Annotated in this window: 22 protein-coding genes and 1 pseudogene; 19 read left to right on the forward strand and 4 right to left on the reverse strand. The window is 70.7% G+C overall.

Features of this window, described 5'->3' with window-relative positions:
• Nucleotides 1-210: 210 nt before the first annotated feature.
• From folP to Ato02nite_RS46785, 7 genes are all read left to right on the forward strand, one after another.
• Nucleotides 211-1,020, forward strand: coding sequence for a dihydropteroate synthase (gene folP / locus Ato02nite_RS46755; RefSeq protein ID WP_213013196.1), 810 nt, complete (start codon nt 211-213; stop codon nt 1,018-1,020).
• Nucleotides 1,017-1,370: a dihydroneopterin aldolase gene (gene folB / locus Ato02nite_RS46760; protein ID WP_213013197.1), complete on the forward strand. Its 354-nt coding sequence runs from the start codon at nt 1,017-1,019 to the stop codon at nt 1,368-1,370. Before folP ends, folB begins: the two co-directional genes overlap by 4 nt.
• A complete protein-coding gene (gene folK, locus Ato02nite_RS46765) occupies nt 1,367-1,894 on the forward strand; it encodes a 2-amino-4-hydroxy-6-hydroxymethyldihydropteridine diphosphokinase (protein WP_213013198.1) in 528 nt (175 codons plus the stop codon). Before folB ends, folK begins: the two co-directional genes overlap by 4 nt.
• Nucleotides 1,891-2,400, forward strand: coding sequence for a DUF3180 domain-containing protein (locus Ato02nite_RS46770; protein ID WP_213013199.1), 510 nt, complete (start codon nt 1,891-1,893; stop codon nt 2,398-2,400). The genes folK and Ato02nite_RS46770 overlap by 4 nt, the downstream gene beginning before the upstream one ends.
• Before the next feature lie 137 nt (nt 2,401-2,537).
• Nucleotides 2,538-3,752: an ABC transporter permease gene (locus Ato02nite_RS46775; protein WP_213013200.1), complete on the forward strand. Its 1,215-nt coding sequence runs from the start codon at nt 2,538-2,540 to the stop codon at nt 3,750-3,752.
• Nucleotides 3,753-3,780: 28 nt separating this feature from the next.
• Nucleotides 3,781-4,083, forward strand: a complete 303-nt coding sequence (locus tag Ato02nite_RS46780) for a hypothetical protein (protein WP_246608161.1) — start codon at nt 3,781-3,783, stop codon at nt 4,081-4,083.
• 57 nt (nt 4,084-4,140) lie between these two features.
• Nucleotides 4,141-4,632 (forward strand): hypothetical protein, encoded by a 492-nt coding sequence (locus Ato02nite_RS46785; RefSeq protein ID WP_213013202.1) that lies wholly within the window; start codon nt 4,141-4,143, stop codon nt 4,630-4,632.
• A 39-nt stretch (nt 4,633-4,671) separates the two neighbouring features.
• Here the strand turns inward: Ato02nite_RS46785 and Ato02nite_RS46790 are convergent, their stop codons facing one another.
• A complete protein-coding gene (locus tag Ato02nite_RS46790) occupies nt 4,672-5,685 on the reverse strand; it encodes an ABC transporter ATP-binding protein (protein ID WP_213013203.1) in 1,014 nt (337 codons plus the stop codon).
• Nucleotides 5,686-5,687: 2 nt separating this feature from the next.
• On the opposite strand from Ato02nite_RS46790, the gene Ato02nite_RS46795 reads away from it, so the two are divergent.
• The 4 genes from Ato02nite_RS46795 (at nt 5,688) to Ato02nite_RS46810 (ending at nt 10,204) form a co-directional block, all read left to right on the forward strand.
• On the forward strand, nt 5,688-6,410 hold the full coding sequence (locus Ato02nite_RS46795) for an ABC transporter permease (RefSeq protein WP_213013204.1): 723 nt from the start codon (nt 5,688-5,690) through the stop codon (nt 6,408-6,410).
• Nucleotides 6,407-7,120 (forward strand): ABC transporter permease, encoded by a 714-nt coding sequence (locus Ato02nite_RS46800; RefSeq protein WP_213013205.1) that lies wholly within the window; start codon nt 6,407-6,409, stop codon nt 7,118-7,120. Before Ato02nite_RS46795 ends, Ato02nite_RS46800 begins: the two co-directional genes overlap by 4 nt.
• Nucleotides 7,121-7,254: 134 nt before the next feature.
• Complete coding sequence (locus Ato02nite_RS46805) at nt 7,255-8,250, forward strand: glycine betaine ABC transporter substrate-binding protein (RefSeq protein ID WP_246608162.1); 996 nt, start codon at nt 7,255-7,257, stop codon at nt 8,248-8,250.
• A 91-nt stretch (nt 8,251-8,341) separates the two neighbouring features.
• Nucleotides 8,342-10,204 (forward strand): hypothetical protein, encoded by a 1,863-nt coding sequence (locus Ato02nite_RS46810; protein WP_213013206.1) that lies wholly within the window; start codon nt 8,342-8,344, stop codon nt 10,202-10,204.
• Between the two features lie 3 nt (nt 10,205-10,207).
• On the opposite strand, the gene Ato02nite_RS46815 is transcribed toward Ato02nite_RS46810, so the two are convergent.
• Nucleotides 10,208-11,332 (reverse strand): NADH-quinone oxidoreductase subunit D, encoded by a 1,125-nt coding sequence (locus Ato02nite_RS46815; protein ID WP_213013217.1) that lies wholly within the window; start codon nt 11,330-11,332, stop codon nt 10,208-10,210.
• Nucleotides 11,333-11,349: 17 nt separating this feature from the next.
• Nucleotides 11,350-12,294: an SAM-dependent methyltransferase gene (locus Ato02nite_RS46820; protein ID WP_213013218.1), complete on the reverse strand. Its 945-nt coding sequence runs from the start codon at nt 12,292-12,294 to the stop codon at nt 11,350-11,352.
• Between the two features lie 139 nt (nt 12,295-12,433).
• Here Ato02nite_RS46820 and Ato02nite_RS46825 point away from each other — a divergent pair, with 139 nt between their 5' ends.
• The 8 genes from Ato02nite_RS46825 to Ato02nite_RS46860 all read left to right on the forward strand — a co-directional run bounded on the left by Ato02nite_RS46825 (nt 12,434) and on the right by Ato02nite_RS46860 (nt 20,449).
• Nucleotides 12,434-13,294: a Rossmann-like and DUF2520 domain-containing protein gene (locus Ato02nite_RS46825; RefSeq protein WP_213013207.1), complete on the forward strand. Its 861-nt coding sequence runs from the start codon at nt 12,434-12,436 to the stop codon at nt 13,292-13,294.
• Nucleotides 13,291-14,121, forward strand: a complete 831-nt coding sequence (gene panC, locus Ato02nite_RS46830; protein ID WP_213013208.1) for a pantoate--beta-alanine ligase — start codon at nt 13,291-13,293, stop codon at nt 14,119-14,121. Before Ato02nite_RS46825 ends, panC begins: the two co-directional genes overlap by 4 nt.
• A gap of 96 nt (nt 14,122-14,217) precedes the next feature.
• Nucleotides 14,218-15,126, forward strand: a complete 909-nt coding sequence (locus tag Ato02nite_RS46835; protein ID WP_213013209.1) for a septum formation family protein — start codon at nt 14,218-14,220, stop codon at nt 15,124-15,126.
• Nucleotides 15,127-15,187: 61 nt separating this feature from the next.
• On the forward strand, nt 15,188-16,834 hold the full coding sequence (locus Ato02nite_RS46840) for an L-aspartate oxidase (protein WP_213013210.1): 1,647 nt from the start codon (nt 15,188-15,190) through the stop codon (nt 16,832-16,834).
• Entirely contained in the window at nt 16,831-17,676 is an 846-nt protein-coding gene (nadC, locus tag Ato02nite_RS46845; protein WP_213013211.1) for a carboxylating nicotinate-nucleotide diphosphorylase, read from the forward strand. The genes Ato02nite_RS46840 and nadC overlap by 4 nt, the downstream gene beginning before the upstream one ends.
• On the forward strand, nt 17,676-18,437 hold the full coding sequence (locus tag Ato02nite_RS46850; RefSeq protein WP_203813077.1) for a type III pantothenate kinase: 762 nt from the start codon (nt 17,676-17,678) through the stop codon (nt 18,435-18,437). The genes nadC and Ato02nite_RS46850 overlap by 1 nt, the downstream gene beginning before the upstream one ends.
• Nucleotides 18,438-18,494: 57 nt before the next feature.
• Nucleotides 18,495-20,003 carry a lysine--tRNA ligase gene (gene lysS / locus Ato02nite_RS46855; RefSeq protein ID WP_213013212.1) on the forward strand — a complete coding sequence of 503 codons (1,509 nt, stop codon included), beginning with the start codon at nt 18,495-18,497 and terminating at the stop codon, nt 20,001-20,003.
• An 89-nt stretch (nt 20,004-20,092) separates the two neighbouring features.
• A complete protein-coding gene (locus Ato02nite_RS46860) occupies nt 20,093-20,449 on the forward strand; it encodes a histone-like nucleoid-structuring protein Lsr2 (protein ID WP_203813078.1) in 357 nt (118 codons plus the stop codon).
• 203 nt (nt 20,450-20,652) lie between these two features.
• On the opposite strand, the pseudogene Ato02nite_RS46865 reads toward Ato02nite_RS46860, so the two are convergent.
• Nucleotides 20,653-20,874: pseudogene (locus Ato02nite_RS46865) on the reverse strand (hypothetical protein); the annotation flags it as partial.

Raw genomic sequence — 20,874 nt, forward strand, 5'->3', positions numbered from 1 at the left:
TGATGCCCAGACCCGAAGCGTACGGCCCGTACTTCTTGTCTACAAGCGCCTGAAACGTTACTCAAGGTGAGCGCGTGCATGAAAATGAGTCACCGGCCATCGTACACACGTGCGACAAACCGCCCGGCCTACCCTTGCTCTGTGCCGACTAAAGCGAGGGATGCGCTGCTCACGGGCGTGCACGGAATCCGCAGAGATCACCCGGTCGTGATGGGGATCCTGAACGTCACGCCGGACTCCTTCTCGGACGGCGGCCGGTACAACGATGTCGACGCGGCTGTCGAACATGGCACGGCATTGATGAATGACGGCGCGGACATCGTGGACATCGGGGGCGAGTCGACCCGTCCGGGCGCCGAGCGAGTGGACGCCGCGACAGAAATCAAGCGCGTAGTTCCGGTAATCACAGGGCTTGTCGCGGCCGGTGTTCCGCTCAGCATCGACACCACCCGCGCCGCGGTCGCCGCGGCCGCGCTCGAGGCCGGCGCCACCGTCATCAACGACGTCTCGGGCGGTCTGGCCGACCCCGGTATGGCCGCCGTGGCCCGCGATGCCGGCTGCCCGTGGATCCTCATGCACTGGCGCGGCCACTCCCGCGAGATGACCAAGCTGGCCGTTTACGACGACGTGGTCGCCGAGGTGCGGGCCGAGCTGCTGGAGCGGGTGGACGCGGCGACCGCGGCCGGTGTCGACCCGAGTCAGATCATTCTCGACCCGGGTCTCGGCTTCGCCAAGACGGCCGAGCACAACTGGCTGCTCACCCGCCACCTGGACGCGATCGTCGAGCTGGGCTTCCCGGTGCTCTTCGCGGCCAGCCGCAAGACCTACCTGGGCCGCCTGCTGGCGACCGCGGACGGCACGCCCCGCGCGGTCGACCAGCGCGAGGCGGCCACGCTGGCCACCTCGGTGCTGGCGGTGGCGGCCGGGGCCTGGGGCGTACGCGTCCACGACGTACGCGACACGGCCGACGCGCTCGCCGTCTGGCGGGCTTCCGGCAGTCCGAGACTGGAGCAGAGATGATCAAGCTCAGCGGCCTTCGGGCCAAGGGCCACCACGGCGTCTACGACTTCGAGCGCGCCGAGGGCCAGGACTTCGTCGTCGACGTCGTGCTCGAGCTGGATCTGGCGAAGGCCACCGAGACCGACGACGTGGCCGACACCGTCCACTACGGCGAACTGGCCACCGCGCTGGTCGCCGTGATCACCGGCGAGCCGGTCAACCTGATCGAGACCCTGGCCGGCCGTCTCCTCGACGTCTGCCTGGCCGACCAGCGGGTCGAGGCGGCCGAGGTCACCGTCCACAAGCCGCAGGCACCGATCCCGCACGACTTCGTCGACGTTGCCGTCACCCTGCGGAAGAGCCGGTCATGACCCGGGCCGTGCTGTCCCTCGGCAGCAACCTCGGCGACCGCCATCGCCACCTCCAGGATGCGGTCCGGCTGCTCGGGAGCAGCGTGGCGGTGGTCTCCGGGATCTACGAGACCCCGCCCTGGGGAGACGCCGACCAGCCCGCCTATCTGAACGCCGTACTCGTCGCCGTCGACCCGAAGGCCGAGCCCCGCGACTGGCTCGACCGGGCCCGCGCCTGCGAGGCCGCGGCCGGACGGGTCCGCGACCCGGAGCGCCGGTTCGGCCCGCGCACCCTGGACGTGGACGTGATCGCGGTCTGGGACGCCGACGACCAGCCGGTGCTCAGCGACGACGAGGAGCTGACCCTGCCGCACCCGCGGGCGCATCTGCGGGCGTTCGTGCTGCGCCCGTGGATCGACATCCAGCCCTACGGGCAGCTGCCCGGGCACGGCTGGCTCACCGACCTGCTGAACGACACGGCTCTGGCCGATGACCTTGCCGCGATGACTCCTCGCCCCGAGCTGACGTTAGAGTCGGTGGTGTGAGCAGCAACCCGCAGGCGCCCAAGTCGGACCCGTCGCTGCGGCCGACGAGCATCTCGGTGCTGATCGTCGCGTGCCTGGGCGCGGCCGCCCTCGGCTGGCTGCTGCTCAGCTTCACCTATCAGTCGCTCCCCGAGCTGCCCTGGTCGCCGGTGATCGTGCTATTCGTGCTGGCCATCGCCGAGGGCCTGCTCGCCCAGAACACCAGCGCCCGCATCCAGCGCAAGCCCGGCACGCTCCCGGTCGACCCGCTCGCGGTGGCCCGTTATGTCGCGCTGGCCAAGGCGTCGTCGCTGGTCGGCGCGCTCTCGGCGGGCTTCTCGGCCGGCCTGCTGGCCTGGCTCGCGATGGAGCCCACCGAGGCCGCGCACAACGATCTGCCGGCCGCCGGTGCCGGTCTGGTCGCCGCGGCCGCCCTGATCGGCACGGCGCTCTGGCTGGAGCGTTCCTGCCGCATTCCGGAGCAGCCGGACAGCAAGGACGAGGACGACCTCGAACCGCGTCGCTGATCGCCGCCGATCCGGCACAAATTCGGCCTTGAACTGAGACCGACTCGTATCCGTATGCTCTGGACGCGGGGCAAGTGCCCGGCGGTTTTCGGCGTGCGTCTGGGCCGCACGGATAGACGCACACGAGGAGGCGCGCGATGGCGTACGACGAGACGACGTTCCGTCGCACAGACGAACAGCCGACCGATCCGGCGGCGTACCGCGCGAATACCCTGGCCGCGACCGAGCAGCGCCGCCGGGCCGAGGAGATGGACACCGCCGACACGGCCGACGTCGCGCGCCGCGCCGACGACGGCCGGGACCGGCTCGGCATCCACCTCGGCTGGGAGGTGGTGCTGCTGCTCGCGGCGGGTGCCTTCGGTTTCCTGCTGTGGCAGCTCGACCGCGACGCGTTCCAGCGTCCCGCGCTGGATGCTCTGCTCATCACCGGTGCCGCGATCGGCCTGCTGACCCTCGGGGCCGGGCTGACCCTGCGGGCCGGCGTGCCCAACCTCGCGATCGGCCCGATCGCGCTCGGCGCCTCCCTGCACTACGCCGAGCAGGGTGACCTGGGCCTGGTCAAGGCGGCCGTCCCGGCGCTGATCATCGCGGCGGCCGGTGCGCTCCTGGTCGGCTTACTGATCGTCGTGCTGCACGTGCCCGGCTGGGCGGCCACCCTGGCCGCCGCGCTCGGCGTGATCGTCTACGACCAGTTGCGGGTCGCGCCCGAGGTCGTGCAGGGTCGATACGACCCGACCAACCAGGCGTTCTTCCTGTTCGGCGGGTTCGCGCTGCTGGCCGTGCTGGGCGGGGCGCTGGGCACGGTGACACCGGTGCGCCGCTGGCTGGGCGGCATGCGCCCGACCGACGACCCGGCTCGCCGGCGCGGTGTCGTGGTGGCGCTGCCGGTGATCGGCTCGCTGCTGCTCTCCTCGGTCTTCGCGGTCGCCGCCGGCTTCCTCATCGCCGCCCAGTCGGCCACCCCGATCGCGCCCGGCACCGGCCTGGAATGGACCGGCATCGCCCTCGGCCTGGCCATGCTCGCCGGCACCAGTGCCTTCGGGCGGCGCGGCGGGATGTTCGGCACCCTCTTCGCGGTCGCCGCGTTCACCCTCTACCTCGACTGGTCCAACCGGAAGGGCCTGGACATCGCCCTGTTCGCGACCGCGGCCTGCGTGCTCGGCGGCGGCCTGATCGTCACCCGGCTGGTCGAGTCGTTCGGGCGGCCGCTGCCCCCGGCCGGCGACGACTGGAACGCGGCGCCGACCACCGCCGCGACGAACTGGACGCCCGACCTGGAGAGCTGGACGCCGGCCGCCACCGCGAACCGCACCGACCGCTGGGACGACGGGCCGTGGGGATCAAGTCGGTGACCGGAACGCCGGCCCTATGCTTGCCGACATGACCTCTGCGAGCTTCGCCGAACTGGACGCCCTGACCACCGAGGAGCTGCGCGAGCGCGCCTTCGGCCTGGCCCGCCAGCACCACGACGTCAAGTTCATCTGGTCGGTCATCAAGCACCTGCCCGACGCCGACGACGCCGCCGAGCTGGACGGTGCGCCCAACTCGATCGGCCCGACCATCGACGAGTACGTCGCGCTCTGGCGGGAACTGACCGGTAAGGGCGGTTACCAGGAGCACGGCTACGGCGAGCAGGAGCCACTGCTGCGGGCGGCCTTCATCGATTACCTACAAAAACACTGATCAAGGACATTTACCACCGTCGTTTGAAAGAGCCACTGCGCTGGGAATATCCCGGCCATGGCTCTCGGTAACCGGTACAAATCTGCGCCTGGTGCGGGCACGTTGGCCGCGCTCATACTGGTCCTCGTCTTCGGCAGCCCGTGGTATTCGGACTGGGTCGTCGACAACACGAACGCGAACACGGCCGGCGGCTGGTGGCTACGCCTGCTCGCCTGGCCGCACTGGACCTTCAACTCCAACGACTCGCTGCGCGAGATCATCGTCGGCGACCTCAAAGCGATCCTGCTGGTCGTCCTGACCGCGCTCTTCCTGTACCTCCTGCCCGGCTCCCAGCTGGCCCGGGCGCGCGGCACGATCAGCCAGTTCTTCGCGGGCTGGGCGTCGTACATCTTCGCCGGCGGCTTCGCCGCCCTTCTCACCACGCTGTTCCTGGCCAACCCGTCGCTGCTCGGTGCGTTCAACGCGGCCGGCAACGGCGCCGCCTACGGCCTGTTCGTCGGCTGGATCGTCGGCTTGGCCACGCTGGGCGGCTACCGCGGCACGAAGTAACGGGCGCGGGCCGGGGCGATCAAACCCCGGCCCCAACGCTCAGACTTTGGCTTCCGCTTCATTCCTGGGTACGTCGAACAGCGCCGCCCGTGATAGCACGCCGACCGGCTCGCCGTCCTCGATCGCCACCGCCTCGGTCGCATCGGCCGCGAGCATCGCCGCCAGTGCGTCGTAGAGCGTGCCACCGGCATCCACGGTCGGCCGGCCGTCGATCGCCGTACCCCCCTCGACCGGGCGCAGGGCCGGCCGCAGCGGGGTCACGGCCAGCCGCCGGATGCCCCGGTCGGCGCCCACGAAATCGCCCACCGCCGCCGAGTCCGGCCGGCTCAGCAGCTCGGCCGGCGGGGCGTACTGCAGCAGTCGCCCGCCCTCGGCCAGCACCGCGATCCGGTCGCCGAGCCGGACCGCCTCGTCGATGTCGTGGGTGACCAGCACGATCGTCTTGCGCACGGTGGCCTGCAGCTTGAGGAACTCCTCCTGCAGCCGGCCGCGGGCGATCGGGTCGACCGCCGAGAACGGCTCGTCCATCAGCAGCACGAGCGGGTCCGCGGCCAGCGCCCGGGCCACGCCGACCCGCTGCCGCTGGCCGCCGGAGAGCTCGTGCGGGTAGCGCTTCGCGTACCGGGCCGGGTCGAGGCCGACCAGCTCCAGCAGCTCGTCGGCCCGCTCGTTGATCCGCTTCTTGTCCCAGCCGAGCAGCCGCGGCACCGTGCCGACGTTGGTGCGGATGTTCTGGTGCGGGAAGAGCCCGACGTTCTGGATCACATACCCGATGTGCCGGCGCAGCTCGACCGGGTTCCGGTCGAGGATGTTCTGGCCGTCGATCAGGATGCGGCCGCCGGTCGGCTCGATCAGCCGATTGATCATCCGGAGGATCGTGGACTTGCCGCAGCCGGACGGGCCGATGAGTACGGCCAGGTCACCGGCGCCCACCTGGAGGCTGAAGTCGCCGACCGCGACCGTGCCGTCCGGGTAGGTCTTGCCGATGTTCTCCAACGTGATCGAGGCCGCGCTCCGGGCGGGCCCGGACTCGTTGATCGCGGTAGCGTCCACGTATGTCCTTCCTGTCGTGGGTACCGGCGGCCTCCACGCCGCTGGCCGCACCCGCCGATGACGGGCCGGGAAATCCGTGGTTCTCGTGGCAGTACGTCAACGACAACGCCGGCACCATCCTGTCGAAGCTCGGTTTCCACGTCGGGATCACCCTGGAAACCGTGGTCATCGCGCTGCTGGTGGCCGTGCCGCTCGCCGTCGTCGCCTACTGGATCAGACCGCTGACCGGGCCGATTCTCGCACTCTCCGGCGTCCTCTACACGATTCCGTCGCTGGCGCTGCTCGCGTTGCTGGCTCCGCTGCTCGGTGCGACCAATCGCGCGACGGTATTGATCGCCCTGGTGCTCTACGCCCTGCTGCTCCTGATCCGGAACGCCCTGACCGGTCTCACCCAGGTGCCCAGCGAGGTCCGGGACGCCGCCGCCGGGATGGGTTACGGCCGGTTCGGGCGGCTCTGGCACGTCGAGTTGCCGCTCGCGCTGCCCGGCATCATCACCGGCCTGCGGCTGGCCACGGTCTCCACCGTGGCGCTGGTCACGATCGGCGCGATCATCGGACAGGGCGGCCTCGGTGACCTGATCATGGGCGGCTTCTGGAACAACTTCTACCGTGCCGAGATCACCACCGGCACGGTGCTCTGCGTGGGCCTGGCCCTGATCTTCGACCTGGCTCTGGTCGGCCTGGGCCGGCTGCTCACCCCGTGGAGCCGCAGGAGGGTCGCGTGAACTACTTCAGGGACGGGCTGGTCTGGCTCAACGACCCGCTCAACTGGACCAACCCGGGCGGCCTGTTCGACCGGCTCCAGGAGCACCTGGTGATCACCTTCTGGGCGGTGCTGATCGGCTGCGCGATCGGCCTGCCGCTCGGCATCTGGCTCGGACACCGGGGCCGGGGCGGCGGCGTGGTGATTACGGTGGCGAACCTCACTCGCGCGGTTCCCACTCTCGCGCTGCTCACCATCCTGCCGCTGACGCCGATCGGCTTCGGCAAGCTCCCGGTGATCCTGGCGCTGGCCGTCTTCGCCGTACCGCCGCTGCTCGCGAACGCGTACACCGGGCTGCGGTCGGTCGATCCGGAGACCAAGGACGCGGCGATCGGCATGGGCCTGTCCGGCGGGCAGCTGCTGCGCCGGGTCGAACTGCCGCTGGCCGTGCCCTACCTCGCGTCCGGCCTGCGGACCGCCGCCGTGCAGGTGGTGGCGACCGCGACGCTCGCGACGTTTGTCAACGGTGGCGGGCTCGGACAGATCATCACGGCCGGATTCGGACTCGGCATCAACGTCGGCGGCAACCAGATCGTGGCCGGCGGCATCGCTGTGGTGCTCCTCGCACTCCTCGTCGAGGCGGTCTTCGCGGGGGTAGAACGCCTGGTCACGCCCCGTCCGTTGCGGACCGTGCGGCGCCGGCGGGTCGCTCGTCCGGTTACCTCCACGTAACGGACCCGCATCTTTCGAAGAAGTTGTCATACCCACCGGGTAGACCTTGCAGGGTGTACGGGCAAGCACTCCGGCTGCCCGTCGGACACGCGGCGCGGCCACCCTGGCCACGCCGGGACACAGAAGGCGGCAGTATGCGTCGACACCTGCTCCTGATGGCCGCCACGGCGACGGCGGCCGTCGTCACCCTCGCCGGCTGCGGCGACGCCGGTTCCTCCGGCACCGAAGCGCCCGCCTCGTCGGCCGCCGGCGCGGGTTGCGCCCCGGTCGCCGGCGACTCGCTGGTCGTGCTGACCGACGACAAGAAGCTGCAGAACACCGACAACGTCATCCCCGCGATCAACCAGAAGTCGTCCTCGCCGCAGCTGATCGCGGCGCTCGACAAGGTGTCCGCGGCGCTCGACACCACCAAGCTCATCGCGCTCAACAAGGCGGTCGACATCGACCGCAAATCCTCCAAGGCGGCGGCCCAGGAGTTCGTGACGACCAACAACATCGCCGCCGGCCTGGCCAAGGGCCCGGGCGGCGACATCACGGTCGGCGCGGCGAACTTCAGCGAGAACGCCACCCTCGGCGAGATCTACGGCCTGGCGCTGACCGCGGCCGGCTACAAGGTCAAGGTCCAGCAGATCGGCAACCGCGAGCTGTACGAGCCCGCGCTGGAGAAGGGCGACATCGACGTCGTCCCGGAGTATGCCGCGACCCTGGCCACGTTCCTGTCCGGCAAGATCGACAAGAACGCGAAGGACCCGTCCTCGACCGACCTCACCACCACGGTCACCAACCTCACGGCGCTCGGCGCCAAGGTCGGCCTGGTCTTCGGGGCGCCCTCGCAGGCGCAGGACCAGAACGCCTTCGCCACCACGACGGCCTTCTCCGACAAATACTCGGTGAAGACCCTCTCCGACCTGGCCGCCAAGTGCTCCGGCGCGGCGACCGTGCTCGGCGGCCCGGCCGAGTGCCCGCAGCGGCCGAAGTGCCAGCAGGGCCTCGTCGACGTCTACAGCTTCCAGGCCGGAAAGTTCTCCACCCTGGACGCGGGCGGTCCGCTCACCAAGACCGCGCTGAAGCAGGGCACGATCAGCGTCGGCCTGGTGTTCAGCTCGGACGGCGCCCTAGCTGCCGGCTGACATTTGTCGGGAGAACGCCGGGTTTCAGCACATTTGAAACCCGGCGTTTGCCCATTTCGTCCCTGGCCCACTCTCGGTAGCATGGGCGCCCATGCCGGAGAGGGACCCTGGGGCTGGGCACAGCTCACGACTGCTCCGCGGCCTGATCTGGGCGGGCGTACTGCTCGCGCCACTGGCCGCGGTCGTCGTGCTGCTCGGTCAAAGCTCGAACTCGGTGCGCTTCGCCGTGCTGCTGATCGCCGTGAGTGTCGTGCTGGTCGGTTCGTCGGTCCTGATCCGCAGCGACCCGGTGCTGCAAGAGGGCCACGTGGAGGACCGCGTCGCCGAGGAGGTCCAGGCCCTGCGCGCACAACTGCGCGCCGAGTTCGGCCGCGCCGCGGCCACGGCCCCAGCCGCGCCCCCGGCCCAGGAGCGCTCCGGCTTCTTCCAGGACGCCCCCATGGCCGCCGAGGACGACCCGTTCCCGGCCGGCCCACCGCCCCGCCGCCCCCAGCCCGACCCGGCCTTCGCCGGCGGAGGCCGCGCCAGCGTCCCAGCCCCAGCAGCAGCAGGAGCCGCCGTCGCCACGGCCCGCCCGGCAAAGCCCGGCCCGAACGGCCCCGGCCCCGGCGGTCCCGGCCCGAACGGCTTCGGCCAAGGTGGCCCCCGCTCCGGGGGTCCCGGCCCGAATGGCCCCGGCCCTGGTGGTTCCGGCTCGAACGGCATGGGTCCTGGTGGTCCGGGCCCGAACGGTGTCGGCCCCGCCGGTCGCGCCGCCAACGGTCCCGGCAGCTCCCGCCCCGGCGCTCCTGGTCCCGGGTTCGGGCCTAACGGGCGTCGCGAGCCGGGTATGTCCACCGGCGACCCTCGCGAGCCCGGCCGGACGAGCGGCAGCCGCCCGGTCCCCGGTGTGGCCTCCGCCGCCATCCCGCGCCAGCGGGGCGCCGCCTCGGTGCCCGTGCCACCCTCCTCGCCGGCCCCGCCGCGAGCCGCGGCCGCGGTCCGTCCCGGCAGCGTCCAGTACGGCCGTTCGGAGTCCCTGGACGGCGACTTCGGCGCCAGCAACGGCTACGCCGATGTGCCGCCCGGTGCCACCGGTTACCCGGGCGGCTCCTACGGCGTGCCCCAGGCCAACGGCTACGGCGCCGGGCCCGGTTACGACGACGGCTACGACCCGGCGGGGGAGAGCTACGACGCCTACGGCACCGACTACGGCTACGCCGGCGCGAACGGCTTCGGCCCGGCCGGTGAGGACTACGCCTACGGTCCGGTCGCCAACAACTTCGGCCCGTCGGGCAACGGCTACGGGCCGCCCGCGAACGGCTATGGCCGAGACGCCGACCGGCCCGGCCCAGGCCCCAACGGTTTCGACTCGTCCGGCAACAGTTACGGGCCATCCGCGAACGGCTACGGCGGGGACAGCGACGACCAGGGCCCGGCAGCGAACAGTTTCGGCGCGGGCGGCAACGAACCGGGCGCGGGCGCCAACGGGCACGGCGCGGCCGGCAGCGGCTACGCCGCGAGCGCCGGCGGCTACGGCCCGGCCGGCAACGGGCACGGCGCGGGTGCAAACGGGCACGGTCCGGGTGTCAGCGGGCACGGCTCGGGTGTCAGCGGGCACGGCTCGGGTGTCAGCGGACACGGCCCGGGTATCAGCGGACACGGCCCCGGTGGCAATGGCTTCGGGCCGTCGAACTACGGCTATGGCCCGGCGGCGGGCGGCTACGCGCAGGGTGACGACGGCTACGGTCCGGACGACGGCGCCTATGGGCCGTCGCAGGGGGACCTCGACTCGGACGGCTACGGGCTGGACGGGGGCTACGAAGGGCCGCTCACCACCGGCGACCCCAACTATCGCGCTCGGCGGCACCGGCCCTCGGCCAACGACACCAACATCGGGTCGCTCGCCGACTTCGCCGAGTATGACGGCTGGCAGCCCGACGAGCGCTACGTGCAGGGTTACGGCCGCCGGTAGGTCCTACTTGTCGATGTCGCCGACCACGAAGAACATCGAGCCGAGGATGGCGATCAGGTCGGGGACCAGGCAGCCGGGGATCAGCGTGGCCAGGGCCTGCACGTTCGCGTAGGACGCGGTGCGCATCTTCAGGCGCCACGGCGTCTTCTCGCCTCGGGACACCAGGTAGTACCCGTTGATGCCGAGCGGGTTCTCGGTCCACGCGTAGGTGTGGCCCTCGGGTGCCTTGACCACCTTCGGCAGGCGTACGTTCACCGGTCCGGAGATCTTGTCGACCCGGTCCAGGCACTCCTCGGCGAGGTCGAGCGACACGTAGGCCTGGTCCAGCAACACCTCGAACCGGGCGTGACAGTCACCGCTCTTCTTCGTCACCACGGGCACGGTGAGCTGGTCGTACGCCAAATAGGGCTCGTCTCGGCGCAGGTCGAAGTCGAGCCCGGAGGCCCGCGCGACCGGCCCGGACGCGCCGAAGGCGGCGGCCTGGGCGGCGGTCAGCACCCCTACCCCGACGGTGCGGGCGAGGAAGATGTCGTTCTTGCGGATGACGTTGTCGAGGTCGGGCAGTCGCTTGCGGACCGTCTTGATCGCCTGCCGGGCCCGGGTGGTCCACCCGGCCGGGACCTCCTCCTTGATGCCGCCGACCCGGTTGAACATGTAGTGCATCCGGCCGCCGGTGGCCTCTTCCATGACGGCTTGCAGGGTTTCCCGCTCGCGGAACGCGTAGAACATCGGCGTGATCGCGCCGATCTCCAGGGGGTAGGACCCGAGGAACATCAGGTGGTTGAGCACCCGGTTGAGCTCGGCCAGGGCGGTGCGCAGCCAGATCGCGCGCTCCGGCACCTCGATGCCCATCAACCGTTCGACGGCGAGGGCGACACCCAGCTCGTTGGCGAACGCGGACAGCCAGTCGTGCCGGTTGGCCAGCATGATGATCTGCCGGTAGTCGCGCACCTCGAACAGTTTCTCGGCGCCGCGGTGCATGTAGCCGACGATCGGCTCACAGGTCACCACCCGCTCGCCGTCGAGAGTGAGCTTGAGCCGCAGCACGCCGTGCGTGGACGGGTGCTGCGGACCGATGTTGAGCACCATGTCGGCCGTGTCGAGCCCGGCACCGGTCCCGACCGTCATCTCCCGCAGCGCATCCGTCACTGGAGCATGCTCCCATGTGAATTCAGACCGACCGTGTGCAGCAGCCACCAATGGCTGCCGAGGCCGCCCGGTTCGATCAGCTCGGCGGCGGCGCCGGCCGCCGCCAGCGCCCGCACATATCCGCCCGGATCACTACGGGCGCGATCAATCGGTGGCCGGGCGCCGTCGATCCCGAGCGCTTTCAGCGCCTCCCGCTGGGTGATCATTTCGTACGGGGTACCCGTAGCGATGGCCACCGCGTCCATCGCTACGTGTGCCGTGACGTCGCAGGTCCCGTCCGGCACCGGCATCACCTGTCGTCCGCTCCGGAATCCGGTGAGGGTGCCGTCGAGCGGCCGGACCGCGCGTAGGTGCCCGTAGTCGACGGCGAGCGCGCAGCCCCGCCGCACCTGCCCGACCGCGTCCGCCCAGGCGGCATCGCGAGTCCAGCCGATCTCGGCCCGCCCGGGCCGCGGCCACCACCGGCTCAGCCAGAACAGGTCGGCCGCGTCGACCGGCCCGCCCAGCGATTCGAGGCCGGTGGCCGGGTCGACCAGCACCTTCCGCAGCCGCCCGTGGTCGTCGACGTCGGCCACGTCGAGCGGCACGTTGTCCAGCCACTCGGTCGCGATCAACAGGCCGACGATGTCGCCGGGGATGTCCGGGCGCCAGGCGATCGCCGGATCGAGCCCGGCCGGCCGGGGCGCCACCTCGACGGCGGTCATCCGGACCCGCGGCGGCAGCAGTTGCCGGAGCATGCCGAGCAGCTCGCCACGACCGGCGCCGACATCGACCAGGTGGAACACCTTGGGGTGGCCGAGGGCCGCGTCGACCCGCTCGACCAGCCGCAGCAGGGCGCCCGCGAACAGCGGCGACGCGTGCACGCTGGTCCGGAAATGCTCGGCCGGACCGGTGGCGGCGCGCGTGAAGAAACCCGCCGGCCCGTACAGCCCGGCGGCCATCGCCGCGCGCCATCCCGTCACACCCTCACCATAGGCCGCGCGGCGGCCGTGCAGTTGACCACACGTTGTTGTCACGGGCGTGTTACGGGTGCACACAATTGCCCCGACCGGTACCCCATCTCGAGGACTGGATCCGCATATGAAACGCACCCTCACCGTCGGTGTCGTCGGCGCCGGGCGGGTAGGCGCCGTGGTCGGCGCCGCCCTGAACGCGGCCGGCCATCGGGTCGTGGCCGCGGCGGCGGTTTCCGCGGCCTCCCGTGATCGCGCCGCGCGGCTGCTGCCCGAGGCGGCGATCCTGCCGGCCGACGACGTGGCCCGGGCCGCCGACGATCTTCTGCTGCTGGCGGTGCCGGACGACGCGCTGGGTGGGGTGGTCGCCGGACTGGCCACCACCGGCGCCCTGCGGCCCGGTCAGGTCGTGGCGCACACCTCGGGCGCTCATGGACTCGCCGTTCTGGGCGATGTGCAGGGCATGGCCCTGCATCCCGCGATGACCTTCACGGGCGCCGACGCGGACCTCGACCGGCTGCCCGGCATCGCCTGGGGCGTGACCACGCCGGATCGGGCGTTCGCCACCCGGCTGGTGGCCGACCTGGGCGGCATCCCGGAGTGGATCGCCGAGGACAGCCGCCCGCTCTACCACGCGGCCCTCGCGCACGGCGCGAACCACCTGGTCACCCTGGTCAACGAGGCCGCCGACCTGCTGCGCGCGGCCGGTGTCGAGGACACCGAGCGGGTGCTCGGCCCGCTGCTGCGGGCGGCGCTCGACAATGCGCTGCGGCTCGGTGACGCCGCCCTGACCGGCCCGGTCTCCCGCGGCGACGCCGGCACGGTGGCCAAGCATCTGGACCGGATGCCGGCCGACGCCGCCGGCACCTACCTCGCTCTGGCCCGCCGCACCGCGGGCCGCGCGATCGCTTCCGGCCGCCTGCGCCCGCAGGACGCGGCCCTTCTGATGGACGTCCTGTCCGGTGCCACGGTGGGGAGTGCGCTGTGACCGAGGTGATCCACACCCGCGCGGAGCTCGCGGCCGCGGTGGCCGCCGCTCCCGGCGAGGTCGCCGTGGTGATGACCATGGGTGCCCTGCACGAGGGGCACCGCACGCTGATCCGGACGGCCCGCGAGCGGTCGGCGTTCGTGCTGGTCACCATCTTCGTGAACCCGCTGCAGTTCGGGCCGAACGAGGACTTCGCGAAGTACCCGCGCACGCTCGAGGCGGACGTCGAGGCGTGCCGGGCCGAGGGCGTGGCGGTGGTGTTCGCGCCGAGCCGCGAGGAGATCTATCCGGGCGGCGCCCCGCAGATCACCATGAACGCCGGCTCGATCGGCGAGCTGCTCGAGGGCGCGAGCCGTCCCGGGCACTTCGCCGGCATGCTCACCGTGGTCGAGAAGCTGCTCCTGCTGACCCGCGCGGACGTGGCGTTCTTCGGCGAGAAGGACTTCCAGCAGCTGGCCCTGATCCGCCGGATGGTGCACGACCTGGAGCTGGGCGTCGAGATCGTCGGCGTGCCGACCGTCCGCGAGCCGGACGGCCTGGCCATGTCGAGCCGCAACCGCTTCCTGTCGCCGGACGAGCGGCGGGCCGCGCTGGCCCTGTCCCGGGCGCTGCGGCTCGGTGCCGAGCAGACCGACGCCGAGGCGGTGCTGGCGACCGCCACCAAGCTTCTCGCCGAGGAGCCGTCCGTCCGGGTCGACTATCTGGCGCTGACCGACCTCCATCTCGGCCCGGCGCCCGCCGAGGGGCCGGGCCGCCTGTTGGTCGCGGCGAAGGTCGGCACCACCCGTCTGATCGACAACGTCGCGGTGCACCTCGTGCGGCGTTAGCGCTCACCACGTACACAAACCGGGGTTTTCGCCTTTCGTTGTTTAAATCGCCTTATCATCGGAATTCCGGGCGAAAACGACGGGAGTTCACGGGCTATGCGACACCTGGGTATCCGGCTGGGTTTCTCGGCTGCCCTGGTGATGGTGGTGACCGCGTGCGCCGCACCGGGCGGAGTCGACGGCGATCTCACCAACGGATGGTCCGTCATGGCGGCCGCCACCGCGTTCGAGCCGGCGGCCGGAACCTGTCACGGGGCCACCTTCAACGCCATCGGCGCCCGCTCCACCTACGACGAGCTGGACTGTCAGCTGCGGCACCGGACCGAGACGGTCTACGTGGGCACCTACGAGTCGCCGGCCGCCGATGCCGAGTCGCCGCCCGCCGAGGGCTCGGCCGGCGCCGCGACCGCCTACAAGGTCTGCGACGAGAAGACCACCACCTACGTCGGTGGCCCCTGGCGCAACGCCCGCCTCTGGATCGGCGTCACCCACCCGACCGCCGCCGCCTGGACCGGCGGGTCGCGCTGGTTCCGCTGCGAGGCGGTCGAGCTCAGCACGGTGGAGGACGACGGCGGCCTGGTGCAGCGGGTCGGCAGCCTCCGTAGCGTGCTCGCCGACGGCACGTCTGAGCTGATGCTCACCTGCTACGCGGTGGCCCAGGACAGCACCGGCGCGATCGCCGGCATGCCGGCCGTCGCCTGCGACGCCAAGCACAACGCCGAGTACGTCGGCGTCTGGTACGCGAAGGACCTGTCTTTCCCCAAGGACGACGCCACCTGGGCGAAGTTCCACGACGGATGCCGCGGGCTGATCGCCGGTTACGTCGGCGTGCCCAACGACGCCGATCTTCAATTCCGCACCGGCGTGGTGTCGTTGCCCGGCAACGCAGACGTATGGGCGCTCGGTGATTTCGGCGTACGCTGCTATCTCTGGCTGGACGGCGCCGAGTTGAGCTCGACCCTGAAGGGCAAGGGCCCGAAGAGCCTCCCCATCCAGTACAAGTAATGCCCACCACTGAGCCCGCCCCCGCGGCGGGCTCCGGTCACCGGCGGGGTGTACTGAGCAGATGTCACTTCTCGCCGACCTTCCGGAGCTGCCGCGCCGGCTCGCCGCCGCCGACCCGGGTTGGAGCGAGACCACCGACGTGCTGGTCGTCGGCTCCGGCGTGGCCGGCCTGACCGCCGCCCTGCACCTGCGGGAACAAGGGCTGCACGTCACGGTGGTCACCAAGGTGAACATCGACGACGGTTCCACCCGATGGGCCCAGGGCGGGATCGCCGCGGTGCTCGATCCGCTGGACACCCCGGCCGCGCACGCCAACGACACCGAGATCGCCGGCGTCGGGCTGTGCGACCCGGCCGCCGTGCGGGTTCTCGTCGAGGAGGGCCCGGCCCGGGTTCGCGAGTTGATGCGGATCGGCGCGGAGTTCGACCGGCACGAGGACGGCTCGCTGATGCTCACCCGCGAGGGCGGCCACCGGGCCGACCGGATCGTGCACGCCGGCGGCGACGCCACCGGTGCCGAGGTGCAGCGGGCGCTGCACGAGGCGGTGCGCCGCGACCCGTGGATCCGCCTGGTCGAGCACGCGCTGGTCCTCGACCTGCTGCGCGGCGCCGACGGCCGGGCCTGCGGGCTCACCCTGCACGTGCTGGGCGAGGGCTCGGCCGACGGCGTGGGCGCGATCCTGGCCCGGGCCGTGGTGCTGGCCACCGGCGGGATGGGGCAGATCTACTCGTCCACCACCAACCCGTCGGTCTCCACCGGCGACGGGGTGGCCCTCGCGATGCGGGCCGGCGCGGTCGTCACCGACGTGGAGTTCGTGCAGTTCCACCCGACCTCGTTCGTCAGCGCGGCGGTCACCTCGGTGCAGCGGCCGCTGATCTCCGAGGCGCTCCGCGGCGAGGGCGCCCACCTGGTCGACGAGAGCGGCAAACGGTTCATGGTGGGTCAGCACGAGCTGGCCGAGCTGGCGCCGCGCGACGTGGTGGCCAAGGGCATCCACCGGGTGTTGCGGGCCACCGGCGCCGACCACGTCTACCTGGACGCCCGGCACCTCGGCCGGGAGTTCCTCGAGCACCGCTTCCCGACGATCGTGGCGTCCACCCGGGCGGCCGGCGTCGACCCGGCCACCGAGCTCATCCCGGTCGCGCCGGCCGCGCACTACGCCTCCGGCGGCGTGCGCACCGACCTGCACGGCCGCACCAGCATCCCGGGGCTCTACGCCTGCGGCGAGGTGGCCTGCACCGGCGTGCACGGCGCCAACCGCCTGGCCAGCAATTCGCTGCTGGAGGGCCTGGTCTTCGCCCGGCGGATCGCCGACGACATCGCCCGCGACCTGCCGCCGCAGGCCGAGCCGGCTCCGGTCAGAGAAACGCCGGCCTGGGTGGCTGATCCGGCGATCCGCGCCGACGTGCAGCGGGCGATGACCCGCGGCGCCGGCGTGCTGCGATCGGCCGACTCGCTGGCCGGCACCGCCAAGGAGCTGAGCCGCCTCGCCGAGCAGCGCACCACCCCGCACAACGCGGCCTGGGAGGCGACCAACCTGCTGACCGTGGCGTCCGCGCTGGTGGCGTCGGCGCAGACGCGGCGGGAGACGCGCGGCTGTCACTGGCGGGAGGATTTCCCGGTGGCCGAGGACGAGTGGCGCGGCCACCTGCTGAACGGACTGAGCCCCAAGGGGCGGCTCACCCAGACCTTCGAGGAGATGGCGTGACTCTCGATCCTTTCGAGGTGCAGCGGATCGTTTTCACCGCCCTCGGTGAGGACCTGGGCGACCCGCCGCGCGACGTGACCAGCGAGGCCACCATCCCGGCCGGGCAGACCGACACGGCCGAGCTGGTGGCCCGGGCCGACGGCGTGGTGGCCGGGCTCGCGGTGGCGGCCGAGGTCTTCGCCGCCACCTCCGGCGGCACGGCGACCTTCGAAGCGAAGATCAAGGACGGCGATCGGGTACGCCGTGGCGACGTGCTCGCCGTGATCACCGGCCCGACCCGGGCACTGCTGACCGCGGAGCGCACGGCGTTGAACCTGCTCTGCCGGATGTCCGGGGTGGCGACCCACACCCGCCGATGGGCCGACATCCTGGCCGGCACCAAGGCGACCGTGCTGGACACCCGCAAGACCACCCCGGGGCTGCGCGCGCTGGAGAAGTACGCGGTGCGGGCCGGCGGCGGCACGAACAAGCGGATGGGCCTGTACGACGTCGCCATGATCAAGGACAACCACAAGCTGGCGGCGGGCAGCATCACCGCGGCCTACCGCTTGGTTCGGGAGAAGTTCCCGGACGTGCCGGTCCAGGTCGAGGTGACCACCCTGGCCGAAGCGGAAGAGGCGGTCGAGGCCGGCGCCGACTTCCTCCTGTGCGACAACATGTCCCCTGAGCTGCTCCGCACGGTCGTGGAAGCGGTCGGCGACCGGGTCGAGCTGGAGGCCACCGGAAATCTCACACTGGAGACCGTTGAGGCCTATGCCGCGACCGGTGTGGACTATCTGTCGGTGGGCGGACTGACACATTCGTCGCCGATCCTGGACATCGCTCTGGACCTGAGGCCCTGATGCTGCTCTGTATCGACATCGGTAACACCAACACCGTTCTGGCGACCTTCGACGGCGACAAGCTGGTGCACAACTGGCGGATCAAGACGGATTCCCGGTCCACCGCCGACGAGCTGGGCCTGATGTTCCGCGGGCTGCTCGCCGGCGACGCCGTGGAGATCACCGGGGTGGCTGCCTGCTCCACCGTGCCGGCCGCCCTGCGCACCCTGCGCACCATGCTGAGCCGGTACTACGGCGAGCTGCCCAACGTGATCGTCGAGCCGGGCGTGAAGACCGGCGTACAGCTGGCCATCGACAACCCCAAGGAGGTCGGCGCCGACCGGGTGGTCAACACCCTGGCCGCGCACGCCCTCTACGGCGGACCGTCGATCGTGGTCGACTTCGGCACCACCACCAACTTCGACGTGATCAGCGCGAAGGGCGAGTTCCTCGGCGGTGCGTTCGCGCCGGGCATCGAGATCTCCTTCGACGCACTCGCGGCCCGCGCGGCCCAGCTGCGCAAGGTCGAGCCGGCCAAGCCGCGCTCGGTGATCGGCAAGAACACCGTCGAGTGCCTTCAGTCCGGCATGTATTACGGCTTCGCCGGGCAGGTCGACCGGATCGTCGAGCAGATGACCGAGGAGCTGGGCGGCAGTGTGTCGGCGGTGATCGCCACCGGCGGCCTGGCCTGGCTGGTCAAGGACGAGTGCCGCACGATCACCGCGCACGAGCCGATGATCACGCTGATCGGCCTCCGGATGGTATATGAGCGGAACGTCTGAGGGCCGCTTAGTAGGCTTTCTGCGTCGAAGACCCGCGTTCCCACAGAGAGCAGTGCCGTGACCGAGCAGAATGTGCCCGCAACTGACCCCGCCGAGGACCTTCCCGAGCAGATGCGGGTCCGCCGGTCGAAGCGGGAGCGGTTGCTGGCCGAGGGCGTCCCGCCCTACCCGGTGAACCTGCCCCGCACCGCCTCGCTCTCGGAAGTTCGGGAAAAGTACGCCGAACTGCCCACCGACACCGCGTCGGGCGACCGGGTGGCGATCACCGGCCGGCTGATCTTCATCCGGAACGGCGGCAAGCTGTGCTTCGCGACTCTGCGCGACGGCGACGGCACCGAGCTGCAGGTCATGCTCTCTCTGGACAAGGTGGGCGAGCAGGCGCTGGCCGACTGGAAGCACCTGGTCGACCTGGGTGACCTGGTCGGCATCGAGGGCGAGGTGATCACCAGTCGGCGCGGCGAGCTGTCCGTGCTGGCCGACACCTGGGCGATGAGCGCCAAGGCGCTGCGCCCACTGCCGGTGGCGCACAAGCCGCTGTCCGAGGAGACCCGGATCCGGCAGCGTTATGTCGACCTGATCGTGCGACCGCAGGCGCGGGAGACCGTGCGCGCCCGGGCGACCGTCGTCCGGAGCCTGCGCGAGTCGCTGTTCCGGCGCAATTTCCTCGAGGTCGAAACACCAATGTTGCAGTTGCTGCACGGTGGTGCGGCAGCCCGTCCGTTTGTGACGCACAGCAACGCACTCGACACTGATCTCTATCTCCGGATCGCGCCGGAACTGTTTTTGAAGCGCGCCGTCGTCGGCGGCATCGAGCGGGTCTTCGAGATCAACCGGAACTTCCGTAATGAGGGCATGGACTCGAGTCACTCGCCCGAGTTCGCGATGCTCGAGGCCTACCAGGCGTACGCCGACTACAACGTGATGCAGCAGCAGGTTCAGGAGTGGATTCAGGAGGCCGCCTTCGCAGTCGCCGGATCACACGTAGTGACCCACTTCGACGGCACCGAGTTGGATCTGAGCGGTCAGTGGCCGGCCGTCACGCTGTTCGGTTCGCTCTCCGAGGCACTCGGTGAAGAAGTCACGGTGACCACCGATCGCGCGCAACTTGCAGGCTATGCGGAAAAGCACGACCTTTCCGTCGACCCGAAGTGGAGCAACGGCAAGCTGGCCGAGGAGCTGTTCGAGCACCTGGTCGTGCCGTCCCTGCAGAGGCCGACATTTGTGCGGGATTATCCCGAAGAGACCGCCCCACTTACCCGGGCGCACCGGGAAACTCCCGGTCTGACCGAGAAGTGGGATCTGTACGTCTCCGGTTTCGAGCTGGCCACCGCATATTCCGAGTTGGTCGACCCGGTCGTGCAGCGGGAACGGCTCGTGGCGCAGTCGTTGCTGGCCGCCGGCGGCGATCCCGAGGCGATGCAGCTCGACGAGGATTTCCTCCGCGCGATGGAGTACGGAATGCCGCCCACCGGTGGGATGGGAATGGGAATCGACCGGCTGTTGATGGCCCTCACCGGGCTCGGCATTCGGGAAACGATCCTGTTCCCGCTCGTCCGGCCCGAGTAATATTCGACCCGCCATTGACGTATACCGCCGCTCTGGCGTTATTGTCTTGACCGTTGCGGGAGAACCTGTGTTCGGGAGGATAGCGGCGCGTGGCCAAGCAGATCATTCACAAGCTGGTCGATGACCTCGACGGCGGTGACGCCGAGGAGACCGTCAAGTTTGCGCTCGACGGCATTCAGTACGAGATCGACCTCTCGGAGAAGAACGCGGCTAAATTGCGGGACGTCTTCGCTCCGTACGTCGGCTCCGGTTCCAAGGTGGCCCGCGGCGGTGTGGTCGTCGGTGGCCGGGCCGCGCGTGGTCGCGGCGGCGCGACCGCCGACCGGGAGCAGAACAAGGCGATCCGCGAGTGGGCCAAGAAGGCCGGCAAGGACATCTCCGACCGGGGTCGCATCCCGCAGGAGATCGTGGACGAGTTCCACTCGAAGGGCCCCGGTCGGGCCTGAGGCACGCGTAACCTGCGGGGCCCGTCGCGCTTGATGCGCGACGGGCCCCCCTGCTTTTGACTTGATCTTCAGGTTCGGACCGTAGAGTTATCCACAAGTGTGGAGCGGGTTGTCCACAGGCTGTGGACGCCGGGTCCGTCCGCGATTTCGCTGTCCGCGTACTCGTTCGGGTGGGGGAACAGCGGTTGGGCGTGCGAAGTTGGCTAAATCAACGTTGCGGACGGTTTCGAGGAGCCACGAGGGCTCAGCAAGACCACCCGGCGGCGATAGAGTAGTGACAGCACCGGCATCACCGATGCCAGTGCGCTGGCCCCGCCAGTTATTGGCGCACGGCACGTGAGGAGCACGAGGGCATGTTCGAGCGGTTCACCGACCGAGCGCGACGGGTTGTCGTCCTGGCCCAAGAAGAGGCCCGGATGCTCAAC

It is taken from the genome of Paractinoplanes toevensis (assembly GCF_018332695.1).
Taxonomy (GTDB): Bacteria; Actinomycetota; Actinomycetes; order Mycobacteriales; family Micromonosporaceae; genus Actinoplanes; species Actinoplanes toevensis.